The sequence below is a fragment of the Caballeronia sp. AZ1_KS37 genome, assembly GCF_023631165.1.
Classification (GTDB): domain Bacteria; phylum Pseudomonadota; class Gammaproteobacteria; order Burkholderiales; family Burkholderiaceae; genus Caballeronia; species Caballeronia zhejiangensis.
This window is the reverse complement of record NZ_JALQDP010000031.1, coordinates 71,520-92,154: the sequence shown is the minus strand read 5'-3', so window position 1 is coordinate 92,154 and position 20,635 is coordinate 71,520. Positions and strand designations below refer to the sequence as shown.

Sequence of the window (20,635 nt, the reverse complement as noted above, 5' to 3'; positions counted from 1 at the left end):
TGCGCGCTCGTCCTTCCATCACGATGGAGCATCTCTACTTCAGGCTGCTGCATGTCATGTCGAGCCACCCCGAGTGGGCGCTCGCGGTCGTGCTGCTCGCGTCGTTTCTCGAATCGGTCGCGTTCATCGGTACGTTCGTGCCGGGCAGCACGGCCATGTTCATCGCGGGCGCGCTCGTCGGCGCGGGCGCGCTGAATCTCGGCTGGGTATTCGTCTGCGCGATCGCGGGCGCCATTGCCGGAGACGCCGCGAGTTTCTGGTTCGGCCAGCACTACGCGGACCGCATCGCGCAGATGTGGCCGTTCCGCTCGCATCCGGGCGCGCTCGTCGCCGGCAAGAAGTATTTCGACAAGCACGGCGCGAAGAGCGTCGTGCTCGCGCGCTTCGTCGCGCCGATGCGCGCGGTCGTGCCGGTCGTCGCGGGCGTGACCGGCATGACGCCGGCGCGCTTTCTCGTCGTCAACATACTGAGCGCGCTCATCTGGGCGCCGACGCATATCCTGCCGGGCGTCGTGTTCGGCGCGTCGATCGAACTGGCGGGCGCGGTGTCGATCCGGCTCGTCGTGATTCTGATTCTCGTCGCGGCGCTAGCGTGGATCGTGTTCAATCTCGCGCGCGTGATCGTTTCGCACGCGATGCGCTGGACCATCGCGTCGCGCGACGCGCTGCTCTCCTGGGCGCGGAAGGGCAACGGCCTGCCCGCGCGGCTCGTCTCGCGCGCGCTCGATCCGGGCAATCCGGCGACGGGCCTCATCGTCATGATCTCGGTGCTGCTGCTCGCGTCCGCGATCCTCTTTTTCTCGGTGCTCGCGAACGTGGCGCGCGGCGCGTCGATCGTTCAGGTCGATGTGTCGATTTACCGGCTGCTGCAATCGTTCCAGTCGACCTGGACCGATTCGATCCTCGATGTCGCCGCGACGCTCGGCAGCACGCAGACGCTGCTCGCGCTCGGCGCGACGGTCATCGTGTGGATGAGCTTCGAACGGCGTTGGCGCACGGTCACGTACTGGGTCGTGGCCGTGGCGTTTTCGCAATTGCTCGTCGCGGCGATCCGCTTCACCGCGCACGAGCCGGCGCTCGTTTCGTTCGCGCCGTCGGAGCATCGCTTTCCGAACAGCGACGTCGCGGCGACGGTCGTGATCTACGGCTTTCTCGCGTTCCTGCTGCTGCGGCGCGTGGGCATCCTGACGGGCGTGTTCATCGCGACGGCGACCTCGGCCATCGTGACGGCGGTCGGTCTGGCGGGGCTGTACTTTGGCCGCTTCACCATCTCCGATGCGCTCGGCAGCGCGGCGCTCGCCGCCGTCTGGGTCTTCCTGATCGCGCTCACGGCGGTATGGCGCAATCCCGGCAAGCCGCCGCCGCGGCCGCTGATGCCGGTCGCCGTGCTTGCCGTGATCTGCGCGAGCGTCGCGCTGCAAACGAGCGATGAAACGGAGGCGCACAGCGTCGTGCCATCGACCGTCGTCATTACGCCGATTCAGTGGACCGATTCGGTATGGCGCACGTTTTCCTGTTATCGAGCGAGCATGGAGGGCGATCGTCGCGAGCCGATCACCGTGCAATGGGCGGCGACGCCCGAGCAGATTCGCGCGCAACTGGCATCGCGCGGCTGGACGGAGGTGTCGCACGTGAGCCTGAAGAGCGTGATGTCGGTGGTGTTGCCGAATGCGCCCGCCATCGCGTTGCCCGCGTTGCCGCGCCTGAACAACGGCGAGCCGTCGAAGCTCGTGTTCGCGCGTTCCGTGCGCGGCGCCGACGAGCGCGACGTGCTGCGCTTCTGGCCCACGCATTACGAAGTGCGCCTGGACGCAGGCGCGCCGCCCGCGCCGATCTGGCTCGGCTCGGTCGTGCACGAGCGCCTGCGCCGTCCGTCGTGGCCGTTCAACGTGCTGCGCCCGGACCGGCGCGTCGATCCGATGGCCTTCGATCATGGCGAGGGCACGCCCTGGCGCGGTATCGAAATTGCGAGCAGCGCGGGGTGCGGCAACGTGCCGGTGATGCTCGTCGAGTCGAGGTCCGAATGATGTTGCGATCGAGAGGTGCCGGTTGATCCAGATTCCTCCGTCGGCGATCGTGCAATGGGGCGGCGCTGCCGTCTTCGCGAACGTTCTGCTGACGCGCCTCGGCGTGCCGCTGCCGTCCGCGCCTTTGCTCGTGTTCGCGGGCTCGGCCGTGGCGAGCGGACGCCTCTCTTTCGCGCATGTGCTGTTCGCGGCGCTGTGCGGCGCGTTGCTCGGCGACAGCGTGTGGTTCTCGGCGGGGCGCATCTACGGACGTCGGCTCGTCGCGGCGCTCTCGCGCAGATCGTATGCGGTCGACAGCGGGATGCGTACGACCGGCGAACTGTTCGAGCGTCATGGCGCGCCGATCGTCGCGGTATCGAAGTTCGTGCCGGGTCTCGGTCTCGTCACGCCGCCGCTGATGGGCACGACGCACATCGCCGCGCTCGCGTTCTTCTTCTGGGATACGGCTGGAATAGCCGCGTGGGCGTCGTTCTGGGTATTGGGCGGCGCGCTTTTCGAGCGGCAACTGCACGTCGCCGTGCTCGAACTGGAATCGCATGGCGCGACGGTGGTGGATGTGCTCGTCGCGGCGGCGCTCGTCTATTGCGTTTATCGGCTGATGCGGCGGCGACAGCCGCGCTCGCGCGATGGCAACGGCTGAGAACGCGCCGTTATAATCGGACGCCCGGTCGAAATTCGATCGGACGTGCAGCGCCGTGGTTTTCAAAGGAAGGCATCCGTATCCGGTGGTGCGGCCGGGCTTCAAACCCGGTTGGGGATGTCAGACATTCCCAGGTCGGTTCGACTCCGGCTGCCTTCCGCCAAGCAAGCCTGTCTCGCAAGGAACGCCAATTGCGGATGCCATTGCGCATCCACGATCCGCGTTACCTTCGAATGAACGACAGAGCCGACATCCACACGCAATCGCGCAAGCCGCTCGATCGCGAACTCGAAACCGCGCTGCGCAAAGTCTTCGGCTTTCCGAACTTGCGTCCCGGACAAGAAGACGTGATTCGCAGCGTGCTCGACGGCAACGACACGCTCGCCGTCATGCCCACCGGCGCGGGCAAGTCGCTGTGCTATCAATTGCCCGCGCTGCAATTCGATGGCATGACGGTCATCGTGTCGCCGCTGATTTCGCTGATGCGCGATCAGCTCACGAAGCTGGTCGAAGCGGGCATTGCGACCGCCATGCTCAACAGCACGCTCTCCGCGAGTGAACAGCGCGACGCGATGCAGGCCATCGCGCGACACGAAATCCGCATGCTCTTCGTCACGCCCGAGCGTCTCGTCGATGCCGAATTCACCGCCGAACTCACCGCGAAGGACATGCCGCCGATCGCGCTTGCCGTCATCGACGAGGCGCATTGCATCTCGCAATGGGGCCACGATTTCCGGCCGGCATATGTCGAACTGATCCACGCGATCAAGACGCTCGGCCGTCCGACCGTGCTCGCGCTCACCGCGACGGCGACGCCCGCCGTCATCGTCGATATCGTGCGCGAACTGGAGATGAAGCGCGCGAACGTCATCCATACGGGCGTCTTTCGCGACAACCTGCATTTCAGCGTCGAACAACTCACGAACCCGGATGACCGGCGCCGGCGCGCGATCGAGATCGCGACGGGCGAAGCGGGGAGCGGCATCGTCTATTGCGCGACGGTCGCGGAATGCGAGGCGCTGCATGCCGCGCTCGTCGATGCGGGTGTCGAGGCCGAGCGCTATCACGGCAAGCTGTCGTCGGGCGCGCGCTCGTCATCGCAGGACGCGTTCATGGAGAACCGCGCGCGCGTGATGGTCGCGACCAATGCGTTCGGCATGGGCATCGACAAGCCCGACATCCGCTTCGTCATTCACGCGCAGATGCCCGGCAGTCTCGATGCGTACTATCAGGAAGCGGGGCGCGCCGGCCGCGACGGCGAGACCGCGCGTTGCACGCTGTTGTTCGAAATGAAGGACAAGCAGGTGCAGCAGTTCTTCATGAGCGGCCGATATCCGAGCGCGGAGATGATTGCGCGCGTCGCGGAGAAAGTGCGCGAACTCGCGAGCGACGATGCCGCCCGCACGCTCGACAAGCCGCTTGCGCGTCTGCGCGAAGCGTTGCCGAACATCGGCGCGAACAAGCTGCGCGTGGCGGCGGCGCTGCTCAACGATCTCGGCGTGACGCGTCGCACGCGGCGCGGCGGCATGAAGCTCGTCGACGACGATGCGGCCATCGCGAAGCTCGAAGGGGCGTCGCAGGAATACGCGGCGCGCAGCGAACGCGATCGCGCGGTGCTCGAGCGCATGATCGCGTATGCGCAGAGCGCGCAGTGCCGCTGGCGCATGCTGCTCGACTACTTCGCCGACGACATGAACGACGCGCGCACGTCCGCGCCGCTGCGCGCGAGCGATGTGCATTACCGCGCGCCCGACGACGAACTCGACGGCGGCCACTGCGGCGTGTGCGATAACTGCGTGCATCCGCCGGAGGTGATCGAGAGCCCGCGCGAAGTGCGCGAACAGATGCGCGCGAAAGAAGAGCAAGCCGATCGCAAGACGAAGGCGTTCGCGCCGGGCGAGCGCGTGAAAGTGCGTCGTTATGGCGAAGGCATTGTCGAAATGATCAGCGGCGAGCGCGTCGCCGTGCGCTTTCCCGATGACGAGACGCGCACCTTCATCGCGCGCTATGTGAAGCGTGCCGCTCGCTGATCTGCGCAATCGCGATGCGCGCGGCCTTGCGCACTTCCGGATCGCCGTCGTCGAGTGCGGCTTCGAGCACGGCGAGCGCATGCGTATCGCCGAGTTCGCCCAGTGAAAGCGCGGCCTCCTTGCGCACGTTGCTGATCGGAAACGTCAGCAGTTCCGACACGGCATGCGTGCTTGCGACATCGCGCAAACGTCCGAGCGCGCGTGTCGCCTGCAACGTGACTTGCCAATAGTCGTCGGAGAGGGCGTTTTCCAATGCATTGCGCGCGGCGACGAGACGCAGCTTGCCGAGCGTCGCGGCGGCTTCCTCACGCACGCGCCACGCTCGATCGGAGAGCGCGTGGATCAACGTTTCGATCACGCCGTCGTCGGTGGCGAAGCCCAATGCGCCGACGGCAGCGTGACGCACTTCCGTCGAAGCATCGGTGCACGCGATGTGCTTCAACTGCGGCAGCGCATCCACATGACGCAGCCAGCCCAGCACGCCGATGGCCTCGCGCCTCACGAACGGCGACGCATTCGCTAGCGCCGCAAGCGCAGGTCCGGCCGCGCTCGGCAAGCGCAATTCGCGCAACGCGCGCAAAAGGGCCGCGCGCTTGAACGCGTCGGCATCGGTATCGGCATCGGCGAAATGCGGCAGCAGGCGTTCGCCCGCGACGGGATCTTTCAACGCAGCGAGACTGTCGGCGGCGGCTTCGCGCGTATCGGTATCGGCGTCGTCGAGCGCGGCGCATAACGCATCGACTGCTTCGTCCGTTTCCCACGCGCCGAGACGTTGCGCCGCGGTGCGACGCACGTCGGCATCCGTGTCGTGGCGCAGGGCATCGGCGAGCAGGGGCAGCCAGGCTTCGTCTTCGAGGTCGGCGGCTTCGAGCACGGCGAGACGGCGCACGGCGGCATCGGCATCGTTGAAGCGCGCGGCGAGGGCGGCGTCGGTGACGGTATCGAAAAGTGGATTGGTGTGCGTCATGAGAGAACGGAGTGTGATATGTCGATGCGCGCGGGCGCGTCGTTCGATGCGGCCATCGGACTCGCAAGCGGATAACGAAGCAACGCGAGACAACGACGCTTCAACGCGACGAATCCGGCTTCCGTGACGAGCTCGCGTTCACGCGGACGCGCAAACGGCACGCGCAGTTCTTCGAGCACCGTGCCCGGGCTATGGCTCATCACGAGAACGCGATCAGCGAGAAAGAGCGCTTCGTCGATGTCGTGCGTGACGAACACGACCGTCGGACGGCGCTCGCTCCATACATCGAGCAGAAGCGCCTGCATCGATGCGCGCGTCTGTGCATCGAGCGCGCCGAAGGGTTCGTCCATCAGCAGCACGCGCGGCTCGTTGAGCATCGCGCGCCCGATCTCCGCGCGTTGCTGCATGCCGCCCGAAAGCTGCGCGGGATAGCGCTCCGCGAACGCGCCCAGCCCGACGCGATCGAGCAACGCCCGCGCGCGCAGATGCCGCTCGCGTTTCTTCACGCCGCGCATCTTCAGTCCGAACGCGACGTTATCGAGCGTCTTGCGCCACGGCAGCAGCGTGTGTTGCTGAAACACCATGCCGCGCTCGGGATGCGGTCCTTCGATGAGCTTGCCATCGAGCGTCGCGCGGCCCGCGTTCGGCGCGACATGTCCCGCGAGCGCGGCAAGCAAGGTCGACTTGCCGCAGCCCGACGGCCCGAGTATGCAGACGAATTCGCCCGGCTCGATGACCGCGTTCACATCGCGCACGGCGGTGAATGCGCTCGCGCCGTCGCCCAACGCAATGCCGAGCGCTTCGAGTTGGATGCGGCCCGCGCTCATCGAATCCTCCCTGCGGCGAGCCACGGCGTGAGCCGCGTGCCCGCGATGCGCACGAGCGCGCTGCTGCCCATGCCGAGCAGGCCGATCAGCAACATGCCGACGACGACATCGGGATAACGCTGCACCGTGTACGACTGCCATGTGTAATAGCCGATGCCGTATTGCCCCGAGATCATCTCGGCGGTGACGAGGCAGAACCACGACGTGCCCATGCCGATGGCAAGGCCGGTGACGATCGCGGGCGCCGCGCCCGGCAGGATCACTTCGCGCAGGATCACGCGATTGCCCGCGCCGAGACTGCGCGCCGACGACACGAGCCGTGGCTCCACGCCTTCGACGCCGTGTATCGTGCCGAGCAGGATCGGAAAGAATGCGCCGGTGAAGGTGATGAAGATCATCGACATTTCGGAGGAAGGAAACATCAGGATCGCGAGCGGAATCCATGCGACGGCGGGAATCGGCCGCAATACTTCGAGCGGCGTGAGCAACGCGAGGCGCGACCATTGCGAGCGGCCGATGGCGATTCCGAGCACCACGCCGCTCGCCGCCGCCGCGACATAACCCGCCGCGATGCGTCTCACGCTGCTCGCGAGATCGGCCACGAGCTTGGGCGAATGCGCGAGATCGATGATGGCCGCGAGCGTATCGGCGGGCGTCGGCACATTCTCGAACGTGACGATGCCGAGGTTCCAGCGATGCGTCGTCGCCAGATGCCATAACGCGATGCACAGCGCGAGCGACGCCCACTGCACGCCGGCGCGCGCGCCGCGTGAACGCAGCAACGAAGGAGCGGAGTATGCGAGCGTCGCCATCATGGCCTCATCGGTTGGCGAGCGCGGTCGGCCGCCTTGCGGCGGCGAAGTCGAGCACTTGTCCGCCGTGCGCGTTCGCCCAGGCCTCGGCGCGATCCTTCAGCAGGAACGCGTTCAACTGGCCGTCGCCGGTCTTCGCGAACCATGCCTGATTGCCGAGCAGCTTGATGCCGCTCTCACGATCCTGCGCATAGAACGCGCGCACCTGTTTGCCATCGCGTTCGAGCGTGCCGAGCTCGCGCACCGCTTCTTCCGGCGACGCATAGCTGCGCACCTTCGGCTCGCCGCGCACCCAGATCTGCGCGACGCGATCCGTCTTTGCGATGGGCTTGCCCGTCAGCGCATCGTTCGCGACGAGCGGCGTCGGCGCATAGTTCTTCAGTGCCGCTTCGTAGTCGAGATGCTCGGCCTTGAATGCGGCGAGCAAGTAACTGTCGTCGATGAAGCTATTGGCGTTCAGATCGCCGTCGGCACGCTTGAGCAGCTTGAGCGTATCGAACGATGTCTGCACGGCCTTGCGATACTCGGGCTTCCATGTGAGATCGCGCGTCTGCAAGCCGAGCGGACCGTGAAAGAGATAGTCGACTTCAGGCTCGATGCCCGTCACCTTCGCAATCAGCTCGCTGTACTTCTCGGGTTCCGCCGTGAGCAGACGATTCGCTTCGATCGCGGCACGCAAGTACGCGACGACAATCTCCGGATACTTCTGCGCATAGTCCTTTTCGACGAGCGTGCCGTGCAGCGTAGGCGATCCCGCCTGCGAGCCGTCGTAGATCTTGCGCGCGAAACCGCGATACGGAAACAGCTCCGCGAAGGGCACGAAGTCCGCGTGCGCGTCGATCTTGCGCGTCTGCAATGCGGGTCCGGCGACTTCGGGCGCCTGCGTGACGATATTCACATCGCGCTCCGGGTCCCATCCTTGCGCCGCGACCGCGCGCAGCAACATGCCGTGCGCGGTCGATGCGAACGGAACGGTGATCGTCTTGCCCTTCAGATCGGCGATGGACTGCGCGGGCGAATCCGTCGGCACGACGATGCCGTTGCCGCTGCCGCGCACGCTGCCCGACAACACGCTGATGAAGATGCTGCTCTTGCCGGCCTTCTGATTCGCGACGCCGTTCAGCACGCCGGGGAAATCCGCCATCGAGCCGAAATCGAGCTTGCCCGCGACCATCTCGTTCGTGATCGGCGCGCCGCTCGTGAAGTTCTTCCATTGAACGTCGTATTGCGCGTCCTTGTATTTGCCATCGTGCGGCAAGTACTTTTCGAGCAGATGCAGTTCGCGGATCAATGCGCCGCCGGCCGCGGTATTGATCGTCGTGTCCTGCGTGCCGATAGCGACGCGGATCGTTTCCGCATGCGCAGCGCCCGCGAACAAGGCGACTGCAAGCGCGATGGATAGCGTTCGTTTCATGAAGCGAGTCCTCGTCATCATCGAAGAAGATAGGGAATGTCGACATGCACGGCATTGGTCGGGCAATCGCGTTCGCAGGGCATGCAGTACCAGCATTCGTCGAACTTCATGAAGGCTTTGCCGGTGTCGGGATCGATTGCGAGCAGGTCCATCGGACAGACATCGATGCAGACCGTGCAACCCTTGTCGGCGATGCACTTGTCTTCGTCGATCATCACGGGAAGGCTCGAGCGCTGGCGCGCTTCGCGGGGCACGAGTGCCATGTTCTCTCTCCTATGCAGCGACGGGCTGCGACGTGCGAGCCACGCGCAGACGCGAATACGCTCCGCGCTCGGACTCGTCGACGGGAACCACGTACGGTTCCACGGGTTTCTTGAAGGACGTCATGCGTCCCGATGCGTCCTTCTTCAGATGCGCGTGGCAGAACCATTCGTCATCGTTGCGCTCAGGAAAATCGACGCGATGGTGATAAAGGCCCCAGCGGCTCTCCGTGCGATACAGCGACGCGCGCGCGGCCATTTCCGCGCAATCGAGGATCGCGGCGACTTCAGCGGCGCGCATCAGCTCGTGCGGATCGGCGGCGCCGAGACGCTCGATGTCCTCGCGAATCTCCGCGAAGCGTTGCAGGCCGATCTCCATGCGACGCGTGACTTTCGGCGGCTGTAGATAGTCGTTCACGAAGCGGCGCAGCTTGTATTCGACTTGCGCGGGCGGCAGGCCATGTTCGCGCGACAGCGGCGCAAAGATGCGGGCACGCTCATGTTCGATCTGCGATGCGTCGAGCGCGGGCAGCGCGCGGCCGGCGACATGCGCGGCGGCATCTTCACCGGCGAACCATCCGTAAGTGAACGCGCCGAGCATGTAGTTGTGCGGCACGGCGGCCATGTCGCCCGCCGCGTAAAGCCCTTGCACCGAAGTGCGCGCGTGCTCGTCGACCCATACGCCCGATGCGCTGTGTCCGCTGCACAGGCCGATCTCCGAGATGTGCATCTCGATCATGCGCGAGCGATAGTCGTTACCGCGCCGCGCATGAAAGCGCCCACGGCTCGGCCGCTCGTTGGTGTGCAGGATCGTTTCGATCGTTTGAATCGTTTCTTCCGCGAGATGATCGAGCTTGAGAAACACCGGCCCGTTGCCGCTCTGGAGTTCCTGATAGAACTCCCACATCATTTGCCCGCTCCAGTAATCGCATTCGATGAAGCGCTCGCCCTTGCCATTCGCCGTATAACCGCCGAGCGGTCCCGTCACATACGCGCATGCCGGGCCGTTGTAATCCTTGATGAGCGGATTGATCTGGAAGCATTCGAGATTGGCGAGTTCCGCGCCTGCGTGGTACGCCATCGCGTAACCGTCGCCGGCGTTCGTCGGATTCTCGTACGTGCCCATCAGATAGCCCGATGCGGGCAGGCCCAATCTGCCGGCCGCGCCGCAGCAGAGAATGACCGCTTTCGCGCGGATCACGTAGAAGTCGGCGGTGCGGCAATCGAAGCCCATGACGCCCGCGATCTCGCCATTCGGGCCATTCAAAAGACGCGTGGCGACGACGCGATTCGTGATCTCCACGCGCGCACGCTTCAATTGCCGGTACAGCACCTTCTTTACGTCGTGACCTTCGGGCATCGGCAAGACATACGCGCCCATGTGATGCACCTTGCGCACGGCATAGTCGCCGGTATGGTCCTTCTCGAACTTCACGCCCCAGCGATCGAGCTCCTCGATGGTCGTGAAGCTGTGGCGCGCATACGCATAAATCGTGGCCTGATTGACGATGCCGTCGTTGGCCACGGTGATTTCCTTCGTGTACTGCTCGGGCGTCGCGTGGCCGGGAATGATCGCGTTGTTCAGGCCGTCCATGCCCATCGAGATCGCGCCGCTGCGCTTCACGTGCGCCTTGTCGATGAGCAGCACGCGCAGATTCGGGTCGCGCTGTTTCGCCTTGACGGCGGCCATCGGCCCAGCCGTGCCGCCGCCAACGACGACGATGTCGTATTCGAGTTCGTGGGTCTGCATGATCTGTTTTCGCCGCTTGTTATGACAAGTCAGGACCAGATTCTAGAAGTGCGCGAACCGCGAGGGAATCAATTGTTTTTGCTTTGCTTGTGCCTGCTTCGAATAACGCGCGATGCGGCGGGCGAGGTCCGTTCGCGATCGATGCGCAGCCGATACTGGAACGTATCGCCTCGGAAATAGAGGTATTCGAAGTCGATGGGCTTGCCGCCGGCATCGTGCGTGAGGCGCTCGATGCGCAGAAGCGGTGCGCCTTTTTTCACGTCGAGCGCATCCGCGATGTCGGGCGCGGCGGCGATGGCGTCGATCGCCAGATCGGCGTGACCGAGCGGCACGGCGCAGTCGTTTTCGAGCATCAGGAAGATATCGCGCGTGGCGAGCTCCGCGCGCTTCAGGCGTTTGCCGATGGCTTCGGGCAGGAACGTCACTTCGTACGAAACGGGCGCGCGATTGAGCAGGCGCACGCGATGAATCTCGGCGACGCTGCTGCCTTCGGCAAGCGCGAGTTGCGCGGCGACTTCGGGCGGCGCGGCCACGACGCGCATCTGCACGACGCGATTGATGATCTCGTGTCCGCTCTCCGACATCGCCTCGGCGAAACCCTGCAGCGACGTCACGTTCTGAAACGCCTTCGGTTGCGATACGAACGAGCCCTTGCCGTGGACCTTGAAGATCAACCCTTCCTTTTGCAGGTCGCCGAGCGCCTGGCGGATCGTGATGCGGCTCACGTCGAACATCGTCATCAGCTCGCTTTCCGAGGGCATGCGGCTCATCGGCGGATAGCGGCCATCGAGAATGCCGGAGCGCAGCACGTCCTTGATCTGCGTGTAGAGCGGTACGTGCGAATCGAGCGAAACGGAAGGGCGACGGGTCGGCATGAGAGCGGAAAGGGGAAGGAAGGCGGGCGCTTCGAGCTGCGATTATAGCGGCGCGCCCCGGCGGCATCGCCATAAACAAATGACGAAATATTGGTTAGCGCCCGCTGCGCGCTGCACGAGAATGGAACCTGTCCAGTTCGAGTCCAGCGAGGATCGAAGATGAATCATCGTAACGCGCCCGATGCACGAAACGCAGGAAACGCGGTCACGCTCGTCACGGTGCCCGGCTTGCACGGCAGCGAGGACGCGCACTGGCAGAGTTGGCTCGAACGCGAGATGCCCGGCACGCGGCGCGTCGAGCAACGCGACTGGAGCACGCCGAATCTCGCGATCTGGAGCGATGCCGTCCTCGACGTCCTCGCGGGCATCGACGGTCCTGTCGTCATCGCGGCGCATAGCTTCGGCTGTCTTGCGGCAGGACATGCGCTCAGTCACGCATACTTGCCGAACGTGAAGGGCGTGCTGTTCGTCGCGCCCGCGAGCCCGGCGAAGTTCCGTTTCGCGGGCGCGTTCAACGCGCGCAGGCTCGATACGCTGTCGCTCGTCGTCGGCAGCGAGACCGATCCGTGGATGCCGCTCGACGACGCGCGCACGCTCGCGCAGCGCTGGAACAGCGCGTTCGTCAATCTCGGCGATGCGGGGCATATCAATACATCGGCGGGATTTGGGCCGTGGCCGCTCGCGAAGCATTTCGTCGAAACGCTCGCCCGCCGCGCGTCGCCCGAATACGAAGAGGAGGAACAGCGCGCGTATGGTTGACCCCGCTGTCTGAATTCGTTCAATGTATGCATGGCCGCCCTCGGGCGGCCTTTGTCTGTTGTGCGGTAGACAAACCCCTTGTCTCTGGAGAGAAAATGGCAGTTCACAAGAAGCTGATGGTTACGGTTGCACTCGGCATCGCGGCGAGCTTCGCGCATGCGGACACGACGCTGCTCAACGTCTCGTATGACGTGACGCGCGAGCTGTACAAGGATATCGACGCGGCCTTCGTCGCGGACTACAAAAAGAAGTCGGGCGCGACGGTATCGGTGCGGCAGTCGCACGGCGCATCGAGCGCGCAGGCGTTGTCGGTGACGCAAGGTTTGCAGGCCGATGTCGTCACGATGAATCAACCCAACGACATCGACTTGCTCGCGGAGCGCGGTCAGCTCGTGCCCGCGAACTGGCGCAGCCGTCTGCCGGACGCGAGCGCGCCCTACACGACGACGATGGTTTTCCTCGTCCACAAGGGCAATCCGAAGAACATCAAGGACTGGAGCGATCTCGCGCGGCCCGGCGTGCAAGTGGTGATTGCGAATCCGAAGACATCGGGCAACGGACGCTATGCGTATCTCGCGGCATGGGGCTTCAAGAAGCAGCAAGGCGCAAGCGACGCGCAGGCGCAAGACTTCGAGAAAGCCGTCTTCAAGAACGTGCCCGTGCTCGATACGGGCGGGCGCGGCGCGACGACGACCTTCACGCAGCGCGGCATCGGCGATGTGCTCGTCACCTTCGAAAACGAAGTCGGCCTGATGAGCGCGGGACCGGGCGCGAAGGACTTCGAGGCGGTGTATCCGTCGGTGAGTCTGCTCGCGGAACCGCCTGTGTCGATCGTCGACAAGGTCGTGGACAAGCGCGGCACGCGCAAGGAAGCGCAGGCGTATCTCGACTTTCTGTTCACGCCTGCCGCGCAGGAAATCATCGCGCAGCATCATCTGCGTCCGCGCAACGCCGACGTGCTTGCAAAACACGCGAGCGAGTTCAAGCCGCTGAAAACCTTCACCGTCGAGCAGATGTTCGGAAGCTGGCAGAAGGCGCAGCAGACGCATTTCGCCGATGGCGGCACGTTCGATCAGGTCGTGGCGGACAAGAACTAGCATCGTTCGTATTCGAAACTGCGTGCGCAGCGCGAAGAGCAACTGGGGGACTTGGGATTAAGCTGTACGTTTTCCCCCAACGGTGACTGCGATGCCCTCGTCGAACGCAAGCGCGAAGCTCATCGTCGTTACCGTGCTCGTCGGTCTGGGCGCGGGTCTCGGCGGCATGTCGCTGGCGCTCTTGCTGCATCTGATCCAGCACGTCGCGTTCGGCTACAGCCTCGATGCGTTCACCAGCGGCGAAAGCTTTCTCGAAGGCATTTCGGCTGCGTCGCCCGCGCGGCGCTTCATCGTGCTGACGCTTTGCGGTGTCGTCGCGGGCGTCGGCTGGTGGTGCGTGCATCGCTTCGGCAAACCGCTCGTCAGCATCGCGAAGGCCGTCAAGGCCGACGATCCGCGCATGCCGCCCGGCAGCACGATCGCGCATGCGCTCCTGCAGATCGTCACGGTCGCGATGGGCTCGCCGCTCGGCCGCGAAGTCGCGCCGCGCGAAATCGGCGCGTTATGGTCCGGCTGGCTCGCGCACTACGCGGGACTCACGCCCGCGCAATCGCGCATCATGGTCGCGTGCGGCGCGGGCGCGGGGCTTGCCGCCGTCTATAACGTGCCGCTCGGCGGCGCCGTGTTCGTGCTGGAAGTGCTGCTTTGCACGTTCGATGGCGCGATCATCGCGGCGGCGTTCGTGACGTCGTCGATCGCGGCAATGGTCGCGTGGATCGGGCTCGGCGACGGGCATCAGTATCATCTGCCGGACTTCACGCTGAACGCGCAACTGCTCGCGTGGGCCGTTGTCATGGCGCCGGTTTTCGGGGCGGCCGCGCGTCTTTTCGCGCAGCTCACGAGCGCCGCACGCGAAAACGCGCCACGCGGCAAGACGTTGCCTGTGCTGACGATCGCGAATTTCGCGCTAGTCGGCGCGCTGGTCATGTATTACCCGCAGCTCGCGGGAAACGGCAAAGGTCCGGCCGGTCTTTCCTTCGAAGATCACGTGAGCTTCGCGCTCGCGGGCGTGCTGCTCGTCCTGAAGGTAACGATCGAAGTGAGCTCGCTGCGCGCGGGCGCGCAAGGCGGCCTGCTCACGCCGGGCCTCACCAACGGCGCGCTGCTCGCCATCGTGCTCGGCAGTCTGTGGAACGGCATCTGGCCGGGCACGCCGCTCGGCGCGTTCGCGGTCATCGGCGCGGGTGCGTTTCTCGGCGCGGCGATGCAGATGCCGCTGACCGCGCTCGTGCTGATGCTCGAATTCACGCGTTTCGATCACGACTTCCTGATTCCGTCGGCGATTGCGATAGCGGGCGCGACGCTCACCTATCGCTGGCTCGCGCAACGTTCGTCCGCGCCTTCGGCCGCGCCGCAGCAAACGTTGCGAGGTCTCTCCGACTGATCGTCCGAACATCGCGTTTGCACGACCGATGCTTCCGGCGCAACCGGCGAACCCATCGCCTGAAAGAGCGCGGCGGTATCGCTCAGACGCGCGCTGCTCGCGCGGATCGTCGCAAGCCGCGCGTTGAGATACTGCTGCTCGCTGCCGCGCGCCGCGCGAGGCGGGATCGCGCCGAGACGCACGCGCGCAGCCGCATCCGCCGATGCATCGCGTGCCGCGTTGCTCGCGCGATCGGCGAAGGCGAGCGTTTCGCTGTCGGTTTCGAGCGACGCCAGCGTGTTCGCGACGTTCTGAAACGCCGCGAGCACGGTCTGCTTGTACTGCGCGACGGCGGCCTCATACGTGGCGATGGCCGCGCGCCGTTGCGCGAGCAGCGCGCCGCCATGAAAGATCGGCTGCGACAGCGATGCGCCCACGCTCCACAACGCGCCCGCGCCCGAGAGCGCGGTCGGCCAGTCGAAGCCGCCTTTGCCCATCGATGCCGATATCGACAAGCTCGGAAACAACTGCGCCGTCGCGACGCCGACTTGCGCCGCCGACGCCTTCAACGCCGAATCGGCGGCCTGGATGTCGGGGCGCGTCTGCAGCAATTCCGACGGCAGCACGACCGGCACATCGGACGGCACGGCGAGGCTCGCGAGATCGAGATCGTCGGGCGCCTGATCGGGCGTGCGTCCGAGCAGGACGGCGAGCGCGTGGCGGGCCGCAAGCCATTGCGCGCGCAAGCCCGGCAATTGCGATGCGAGCGACGCCGCGTTCTGCTGCGCGGCGAGCATGTCGGCGCGCGATGCGGAGCCGAGCGCGTAGCGGCGTTCGGCATCGTGCGCGTCGTCGTTGGCTAGCGCGACGAGACGCGTCGTCACGTCGATCTGCGCATGCAACGCGGCCGCGCCGATCGCACCCGTCACGATGTTCGCAGCAAGCGCACGGCGCGCGGCATCGAGTTGAAAGGCCTGTTGGTCGACCTGCGCGGCAAGCGATGCATTCGCATAGCGCGCCGCGCCGAAGAGATCGAACGTGTATTGCGCCTGAATCTGCCCGACGAAGAGGTTGTAGAGCACGGTCGGCGGGCCGCCCTGCGGAATGCCGAAGCCGCGTTGCCGCGTCGCTTGTCCGCCCGCATCGATCTGCGGCAACAGCGACGAACCCACTTGCGCGCGCAACTGTTCGCGCGCCGCGACGAGGCTCTTGTCGGCTGCCGCGAGATTCGGGCTCGCGCGCAAGCCTTCATCGACGAGTGCATTCAGCGTATCCGACCGATAGCGCTTCCACCATTCGGGCACGGGCTTCGCGCCCACATCGAAACGTTGCGACGCGCCTTCTGCGCTCACGCTCGCCTGCACTTGCGTTTCGGCGCCGTAATGCGCGGGCTGCGGCATCGCGGGCGGCTTGCCATCGGGGCCGAGCGCGCACCCATTCAACGCGACGCACGCGCAAGTCATCAATAGCCGGCGATTCATGACGATGCTCCTTCGCGTTCGTCGAGCTTCACGCGAAACCACGCGGCATAGAGCGCGGGCAGATAGAAAAGCGTGAGCACGGTCGCGCTCGTGATGCCGCCCATGAGCGCGGTGGCCATCGGGCCGAAGAAGTTGCTGCGCAGAAGCGGAATCAGCGCGAGCACGGCGGCGGCTGCGGTCAGCGTGATAGGGCGGAAGCGCCGCACCGTCGCGCCGATGATCGCATCGAATCGCTTGTGCCCCGACGCGATGTCCTGCTCGATCTGATCGACGAGAATCACCGAGTTGCGCATGATGATGCCGAACATCGCTATGACGCCGAGCATCGCGACGAAGCCGAACGGCTTGCCGAATGCGAGCAGCGTGACGACCACGCCGATGAGTCCGAGCGGCGCGGTGAGCACGACCATCATCACGCGCGAGAAGCTCTGCAATTGAATCATCAGCAGCGTGAGCACCACGATCACCATCACCGGCATCTGCGCGTTGATCGACGCCTGACCCTTGCCGCTTTCCTCCACCGATCCGCCCACTTCCACGCGATAACCCACGGGCAATGCGCGGCGAATCTCGTCGAGCTTCTCGTCGATGGCGTGCGTCACGTCGATGCCTTGCGCGTCGCCCTTCACATCCGATTGCACGGTGATGGTCGGCTGGCGGTCGCGTTCCCAGATCACGCCGTATTCGAGCGTATCGACGACGCGGCCGAGCGCCCCCAGCGGCACCGGTCCGTGCGGCGTCGGCATCGCGATCGTCGCGAGCCGCGAAGGATCCACACGCTCGGCGCGCGGCGCGCGCAAGTCGACGCTGATGAGCTTGTCGCGCTCGCGATACTGCGTGACGGTCGTGCCGGTCAGCGTCATCGCGAGAAAGCTCGATATGTCCTGCGACGTGACGCCCGCATCGCGCGCCTTCTGTTGATCGATCTCGAAGCGCACCGAGCGCTCCGATGGCTCGTCCCAGTCGAACTGCACATTCGTCGTGCGGGAGTCGGCGCGCATGTCGGCGGCTACTTGTTCCGCGATATGACGCACCGTGCCGATATCGTCACCGCTCACGCGAAACTGCACCGGATAGCCGACAGGCGGACCATTCTCCAGACGCGACAGGCGCGTACGCACGGCGGGGAAGCGCTCGCGCAACATCGGATCGAGCCAGCGCGCGAGCTGCTCGCGCGCTTCGACCGACTTCGCGGTGACGACGAACTGCGCGAAGTTGGGCGTCGGCAATTGCTGATCGAGCGGCAGATAAAAACGCGGCGCGCCGGTGCCGACGAAGCTCACCACATGATCGATTTCATCGCGGCCCTTCAACGCTTCTTCGAGACGCTTCGCTTCGCGCAAGGTCGCTTCGAACGATGCGCCTTCCTGCAATCTCACGTCGATCAGAAGTTCGGGTCGATCCGAGCTGGGGAAGAACTGCTGCGGCACGAGCGTGAAGCCGGCCATTGCGATGACGAAGAGCACGACCGTGACTGCGAGCACGACGAAGCGCCGCTTCACGCACCAGCCGACCCATCGGCGCAGGCGTCCGTAGAACTTCGTGTCGTAGATATCGTGTTCGTGATCGTCGGGCAGATGCGCTTCTTTCTTGCGCTCGGGAAGCAGCTTGTAGCCGAGCAGCGGAATCAGCACGACCGCCGCGAGCCACGATGCGATCAACGCGATCGCCGATACTTCGAAGATCGAACGCGTGTACTCGCCGGTACTCGACTTCGCGAGCGCGATCGGCAGAAAGCCCGCGACGGTGACGAGCGTGCCGGTCAGCATGGGAAACGCCGTGCTCGTGTAGGCGAACGCGGCGGCGCGCGTGCGGTTCCAGCCTTGTTCGAGCTTCACGGCCATCATCTCGACGGCGATGATCGCGTCGTCGACGAGCAGACCCAATGCGAGAATCAGCGTGCCGAGCGAAACCTTGTGCAAGCCGATATCGAAGAAATACATGAAGAGCGCGGTGACGGCGAGCACGATGGGAATCGAGATCACGACGACCATGCCCGTTCGCACGCCGAGCGATACGAGGCTCACGATCAGCACGATGATGACCGCTTCGGCGACCGCTTCGAGAAAGTCGTCGACGGAATGCGAGACCGCTCGCGGCATGCTCGACACCTCCGTCAGCTTCAAACCCGCGGGTAGTTGCGCACGCAACTTGATCATCGTTTCATCGAGCGATTTGCCGAGACGCACGACGTCTTCGCCCGGCTGCATCGTGATGCCGATGCCGAGCACGGGCACGCCCGCCGAACGCATCTGCGTGACGGGCGGATCGATGTAGCCGCGCTTGACCGTCGCGATATCGCCGAGCCGGAACGAACGCCCGTTCACGTTGATGAGCGTATCGGCGAGCGCGTCCACGCTCTTGAACTGGCCGCTCGGACGCACGAATACGCGATCGTTCGGCGTGGTCAGCACGCCCGCGCTCGACACGGCGTTCTGTCCGTCGATGGCCTGCGCGATCTGCTGCGGCGAGATGTTCAGACGCGTGAGCGTCGTATTGGGGATCTCGACATAGATGCGCTCTTCCTGATCGCTGAAGTAATCGACTTTCGCGACGCCCGGCACGCGCAACAGAACCGTGCGCAGCGAATCGGCGTAATCGTGCAGTTGCGCGGGCGAGAAGCCGTCGCCTTCGAGCGCGTAGATGTTGGTGTAGACATCGCCGAACTCGTCGTTGAAGAAAGGGCCTTGGGTGCCGGGCGGCAAGGTCGCGGCGATATCGCCCACTTTCTTGCGGATCTGATACCACTCCTCGGGCACGTCTTTCGCGGGCGCGGAATCTTTCATCTGAAAGAAGATCAGCGATTCGCCGGGACGCGAATAGCTGCGCATGAAATCCGTGTAGGGCGTTTCCTGCAGCTTGCGCGCGATGCGGTCGGTCACTTCCTCCTGCACCTGTCGCGCGGTCGCGCCGGGCCAGAACGTGCGGATCACCATCACGCGGAACGTGAAAGGCGGGTCTTCCGACTGCGCGAGCCGCGTGTACGCGAGGATGCCGAAGATCGTCGCCATCGCGATGAGAAACACGACGAGCGCGCGATGCCGCAGCGCCCACGCGGAGAGATTGAAGCGGCCTTCTTCGTGGCGATAGGCGTCGTTGTCTTCGCGTGTATCGCTCATGACGCGAAGTCCTCGGGATGCAGCGGCGCGACGACGCGCACTTTCTCGCCCGCGGACACCGTATGCACGCCTTGCCACACGATGCGCTCGCCCGCCGCGATGCCGCCCGCGAGCGTCACCGTGCGCTCGCCATAGCGCGCGACTTCGACGCGCCGCAGTTCGAGCGCATCGCCCGGTTGCTTCACGATCCACACGGCGGGATGGCCGTTGTCGTGAAAGAGCGCCGTCGATGGAATCGTGAACGCGCCTTTCGCGTCGCTGACTGCCGCGAACGCGATGTCTGCCGTCATGCCGAGCCGCACATCGGGCGTCGGCGCTTCGAGCGTGAGCTTCGCGCGCCAGGTGCGGCTTTGCGTGTCGGCGGCGGGCGACAGTTCGCGCACGCGCGCCTTGAAGGTCTTGCCGGGCAGTGCCGCGAGCTTCACGTTCGCTTCGCGTCCGACGGCGAACGCGGCGAGCGCGGCTTCGGGCACGTCGCAGATCACGTCGATATCGCCGCTCCATGCAAGCGTATAAACGGCCTGGCCTGCCGTGACGTTCTGGCCGGTGTCGGCTTGCTCTGCGGTGATGACGCCCGCGTGATCGGCGGCGAGCGTCGCGTAGCGCAGTTGATCGGCGGAGAGCCCCGCTTGCTGCTGCGCCTGATTGCGCTGCGCGAGCGCCGACGCATACGCGTTCTGCGTCTGTTCGAGCTGCGCGGGCGCGATGAGATTTTCGGCGGCCTGCGCGCGATCGCGATCGAGTTGCTGCTTTGCATAGACGAGCTGATGCTCGGCCGCATCGAGCTGCGCGCGGGCGCTGGCGCTGTTCTTCTCGGCATCGGCGGGATCGAGCCGGGCGACGACTTGCCCCGCCTTCACGCTATCGCCGAGGCGCACGCGCCGTTCGAGAATCTTGCCGTTGATGCGAAACGAGAGCGGCGTCGAATAACGCGATTGCACCTGACCGGGCAGGCTCGACGCGGTCGCGTGGCCGTCGGCTTGTGCCGCGACGGCGACGACCGGACGCGGTGCGGGCGCAGGCGCTTCATGCCGCTTGCAGGCGACGAGCGCAACACAGACGATCGGGACGAATGCCGCGCGCGCCACGACCGACGCGGGTGAGTGCAAGAGCTTCACAGGAACCTCGGCGCCCGCAAGGGCATGGTGCCGCGCGCCGCGAAGACGTGACGCGCCGCTCGTGGGCAAAGCAGGGGAAATGGGTTGTCCGGGGCT

At 65.2% G+C, this 20,635-nt stretch carries 16 protein-coding genes and 1 tRNA gene; 7 read left to right on the top strand and 10 right to left on the bottom strand.

All coding sequences use genetic code 11. The features are described 5' to 3' along the window. Positions 1–23 precede the first annotated feature (23 nt). The 4 genes from NCS00_RS19170 to NCS00_RS19155 all read left to right on the top strand — a co-directional run bounded on the left by NCS00_RS19170 (position 24) and on the right by NCS00_RS19155 (position 4,697). Complete coding sequence (locus tag NCS00_RS19170; protein ID WP_250440756.1) at positions 24–2,027, top strand: VTT domain-containing protein; 2,004 nt, start codon at positions 24–26, stop codon at positions 2,025–2,027. Positions 2,028–2,049: 22 nt separating this feature from the next. After that, positions 2,050–2,667 (top strand): DedA family protein, encoded by a 618-nt coding sequence (locus NCS00_RS19165; RefSeq protein WP_008352832.1) that lies wholly within the window; start codon positions 2,050–2,052, stop codon positions 2,665–2,667. 67 nt (positions 2,668–2,734) lie between these two features. Beyond that, positions 2,735–2,830, top strand: a tRNA-Sec gene (locus tag NCS00_RS19160). A gap of 70 nt (positions 2,831–2,900) precedes the next feature. Beyond that, positions 2,901–4,697, top strand: coding sequence for a RecQ family ATP-dependent DNA helicase (locus NCS00_RS19155; RefSeq protein ID WP_250440738.1), 1,797 nt, complete (start codon positions 2,901–2,903; stop codon positions 4,695–4,697). Here NCS00_RS19155 and NCS00_RS19150 read toward each other — a convergent pair. The 7 genes from NCS00_RS19150 to NCS00_RS19120 form a co-directional block, all read right to left on the bottom strand. Beyond that, complete coding sequence (locus NCS00_RS19150) at positions 4,663–5,664, bottom strand: HEAT repeat domain-containing protein (protein WP_250440737.1); 1,002 nt, start codon at positions 5,662–5,664, stop codon at positions 4,663–4,665. The two genes, NCS00_RS19155 and NCS00_RS19150, sit on opposite strands and share 35 nt — an antisense overlap. Next, a complete protein-coding gene (locus NCS00_RS19145) occupies positions 5,661–6,491 on the bottom strand; it encodes an ABC transporter ATP-binding protein (RefSeq protein WP_250440736.1) in 831 nt (276 codons plus the stop codon). Before NCS00_RS19145 ends, NCS00_RS19150 begins: the two co-directional genes overlap by 4 nt. After that, positions 6,488–7,306 carry an ABC transporter permease gene (locus NCS00_RS19140; RefSeq protein WP_250440735.1) on the bottom strand — a complete coding sequence of 273 codons (819 nt, stop codon included), beginning with the start codon at positions 7,304–7,306 and terminating at the stop codon, positions 6,488–6,490. Before NCS00_RS19140 ends, NCS00_RS19145 begins: the two co-directional genes overlap by 4 nt. A 4-nt stretch (positions 7,307–7,310) precedes the next feature. After that, on the bottom strand, positions 7,311–8,717 hold the full coding sequence (locus tag NCS00_RS19135) for an ABC transporter substrate-binding protein (RefSeq protein WP_250440734.1): 1,407 nt from the start codon (positions 8,715–8,717) through the stop codon (positions 7,311–7,313). A gap of 17 nt (positions 8,718–8,734) precedes the next feature. Next, positions 8,735–8,980 (bottom strand): 4Fe-4S dicluster domain-containing protein, encoded by a 246-nt coding sequence (locus tag NCS00_RS19130; protein ID WP_008352838.1) that lies wholly within the window; start codon positions 8,978–8,980, stop codon positions 8,735–8,737. 10 nt (positions 8,981–8,990) lie between these two features. Then, positions 8,991–10,727, bottom strand: coding sequence for a fumarate reductase/succinate dehydrogenase flavoprotein subunit (locus NCS00_RS19125; RefSeq protein WP_250436069.1), 1,737 nt, complete (start codon positions 10,725–10,727; stop codon positions 8,991–8,993). A gap of 68 nt (positions 10,728–10,795) precedes the next feature. After that, positions 10,796–11,602, bottom strand: a complete 807-nt coding sequence (locus NCS00_RS19120; RefSeq protein WP_250436068.1) for a GntR family transcriptional regulator — start codon at positions 11,600–11,602, stop codon at positions 10,796–10,798. Positions 11,603–11,761: 159 nt separating this feature from the next. On the opposite strand from NCS00_RS19120, the gene NCS00_RS19115 reads away from it, so the two are divergent. From NCS00_RS19115 to NCS00_RS19105, 3 genes are all read left to right on the top strand, one after another. Beyond that, entirely contained in the window at positions 11,762–12,361 is a 600-nt protein-coding gene (locus NCS00_RS19115; protein WP_008352843.1) for an RBBP9/YdeN family alpha/beta hydrolase, read from the top strand. Between the two features lie 95 nt (positions 12,362–12,456). Further along, entirely contained in the window at positions 12,457–13,458 is a 1,002-nt protein-coding gene (locus NCS00_RS19110) for a sulfate ABC transporter substrate-binding protein (RefSeq protein WP_175979533.1), read from the top strand. Positions 13,459–13,549: 91 nt separating this feature from the next. Next, positions 13,550–14,842 carry a chloride channel protein gene (locus tag NCS00_RS19105; RefSeq protein WP_250440733.1) on the top strand — a complete coding sequence of 431 codons (1,293 nt, stop codon included), beginning with the start codon at positions 13,550–13,552 and terminating at the stop codon, positions 14,840–14,842. Here NCS00_RS19105 and NCS00_RS19100 read toward each other — a convergent pair. Genes NCS00_RS19100 through NCS00_RS19090 form a run of 3 tightly spaced genes read right to left on the bottom strand, consistent with a single transcriptional unit; the run spans position 14,767 to position 20,539 of the window. Then, positions 14,767–16,302: an efflux transporter outer membrane subunit gene (locus NCS00_RS19100; protein ID WP_250440732.1), complete on the bottom strand. Its 1,536-nt coding sequence runs from the start codon at positions 16,300–16,302 to the stop codon at positions 14,767–14,769. The genes NCS00_RS19105 and NCS00_RS19100 overlap by 76 nt on opposite strands. Further along, complete coding sequence (locus NCS00_RS19095; protein WP_250436063.1) at positions 16,299–19,421, bottom strand: efflux RND transporter permease subunit; 3,123 nt, start codon at positions 19,419–19,421, stop codon at positions 16,299–16,301. Before NCS00_RS19095 ends, NCS00_RS19100 begins: the two co-directional genes overlap by 4 nt. Next, positions 19,418–20,539 (bottom strand): efflux RND transporter periplasmic adaptor subunit, encoded by a 1,122-nt coding sequence (locus NCS00_RS19090; protein ID WP_250440731.1) that lies wholly within the window; start codon positions 20,537–20,539, stop codon positions 19,418–19,420. The genes NCS00_RS19095 and NCS00_RS19090 overlap by 4 nt, the downstream gene beginning before the upstream one ends. Between the last annotated feature and the right edge of the window lie 96 nt (positions 20,540–20,635).

Excerpts from the sequence above, each read along its gene's own strand:
- NCS00_RS19170 (WP_250440756.1), top strand. The coding sequence starts at position 24 with ATGGAGCATCTCTACTTCAGGCTGCTGCATGTCATGTCGAGCCACCCC.
- NCS00_RS19155 (WP_250440738.1), top strand. The coding sequence starts at position 2,901 with ATGAACGACAGAGCCGACATCCACACGCAATCGCGCAAGCCGCTCGAT.
- NCS00_RS19150 (WP_250440737.1), bottom strand. The coding sequence starts at position 5,664 with ATGACGCACACCAATCCACTTTTCGATACCGTCACCGACGCCGCCCTC.
- NCS00_RS19145 (WP_250440736.1), bottom strand. The coding sequence starts at position 6,491 with ATGAGCGCGGGCCGCATCCAACTCGAAGCGCTCGGCATTGCGTTGGGC.
- NCS00_RS19140 (WP_250440735.1), bottom strand. The coding sequence starts at position 7,306 with ATGATGGCGACGCTCGCATACTCCGCTCCTTCGTTGCTGCGTTCACGC.
- NCS00_RS19135 (WP_250440734.1), bottom strand. The coding sequence starts at position 8,717 with ATGAAACGAACGCTATCCATCGCGCTTGCAGTCGCCTTGTTCGCGGGC.
- NCS00_RS19130 (WP_008352838.1), bottom strand. The coding sequence starts at position 8,980 with ATGGCACTCGTGCCCCGCGAAGCGCGCCAGCGCTCGAGCCTTCCCGTG.
- NCS00_RS19125 (WP_250436069.1), bottom strand. The coding sequence starts at position 10,727 with ATGCAGACCCACGAACTCGAATACGACATCGTCGTCGTTGGCGGCGGC.
- NCS00_RS19120 (WP_250436068.1), bottom strand. The coding sequence starts at position 11,602 with ATGCCGACCCGTCGCCCTTCCGTTTCGCTCGATTCGCACGTACCGCTC.
- NCS00_RS19115 (WP_008352843.1), top strand. The coding sequence starts at position 11,762 with ATGAATCATCGTAACGCGCCCGATGCACGAAACGCAGGAAACGCGGTC.
- NCS00_RS19110 (WP_175979533.1), top strand. The coding sequence starts at position 12,457 with ATGGCAGTTCACAAGAAGCTGATGGTTACGGTTGCACTCGGCATCGCG.
- NCS00_RS19105 (WP_250440733.1), top strand. The coding sequence starts at position 13,550 with ATGCCCTCGTCGAACGCAAGCGCGAAGCTCATCGTCGTTACCGTGCTC.
- NCS00_RS19100 (WP_250440732.1), bottom strand. The coding sequence starts at position 16,302 with ATGAATCGCCGGCTATTGATGACTTGCGCGTGCGTCGCGTTGAATGGG.
- NCS00_RS19095 (WP_250436063.1), bottom strand. The coding sequence starts at position 19,421 with ATGAGCGATACACGCGAAGACAACGACGCCTATCGCCACGAAGAAGGC.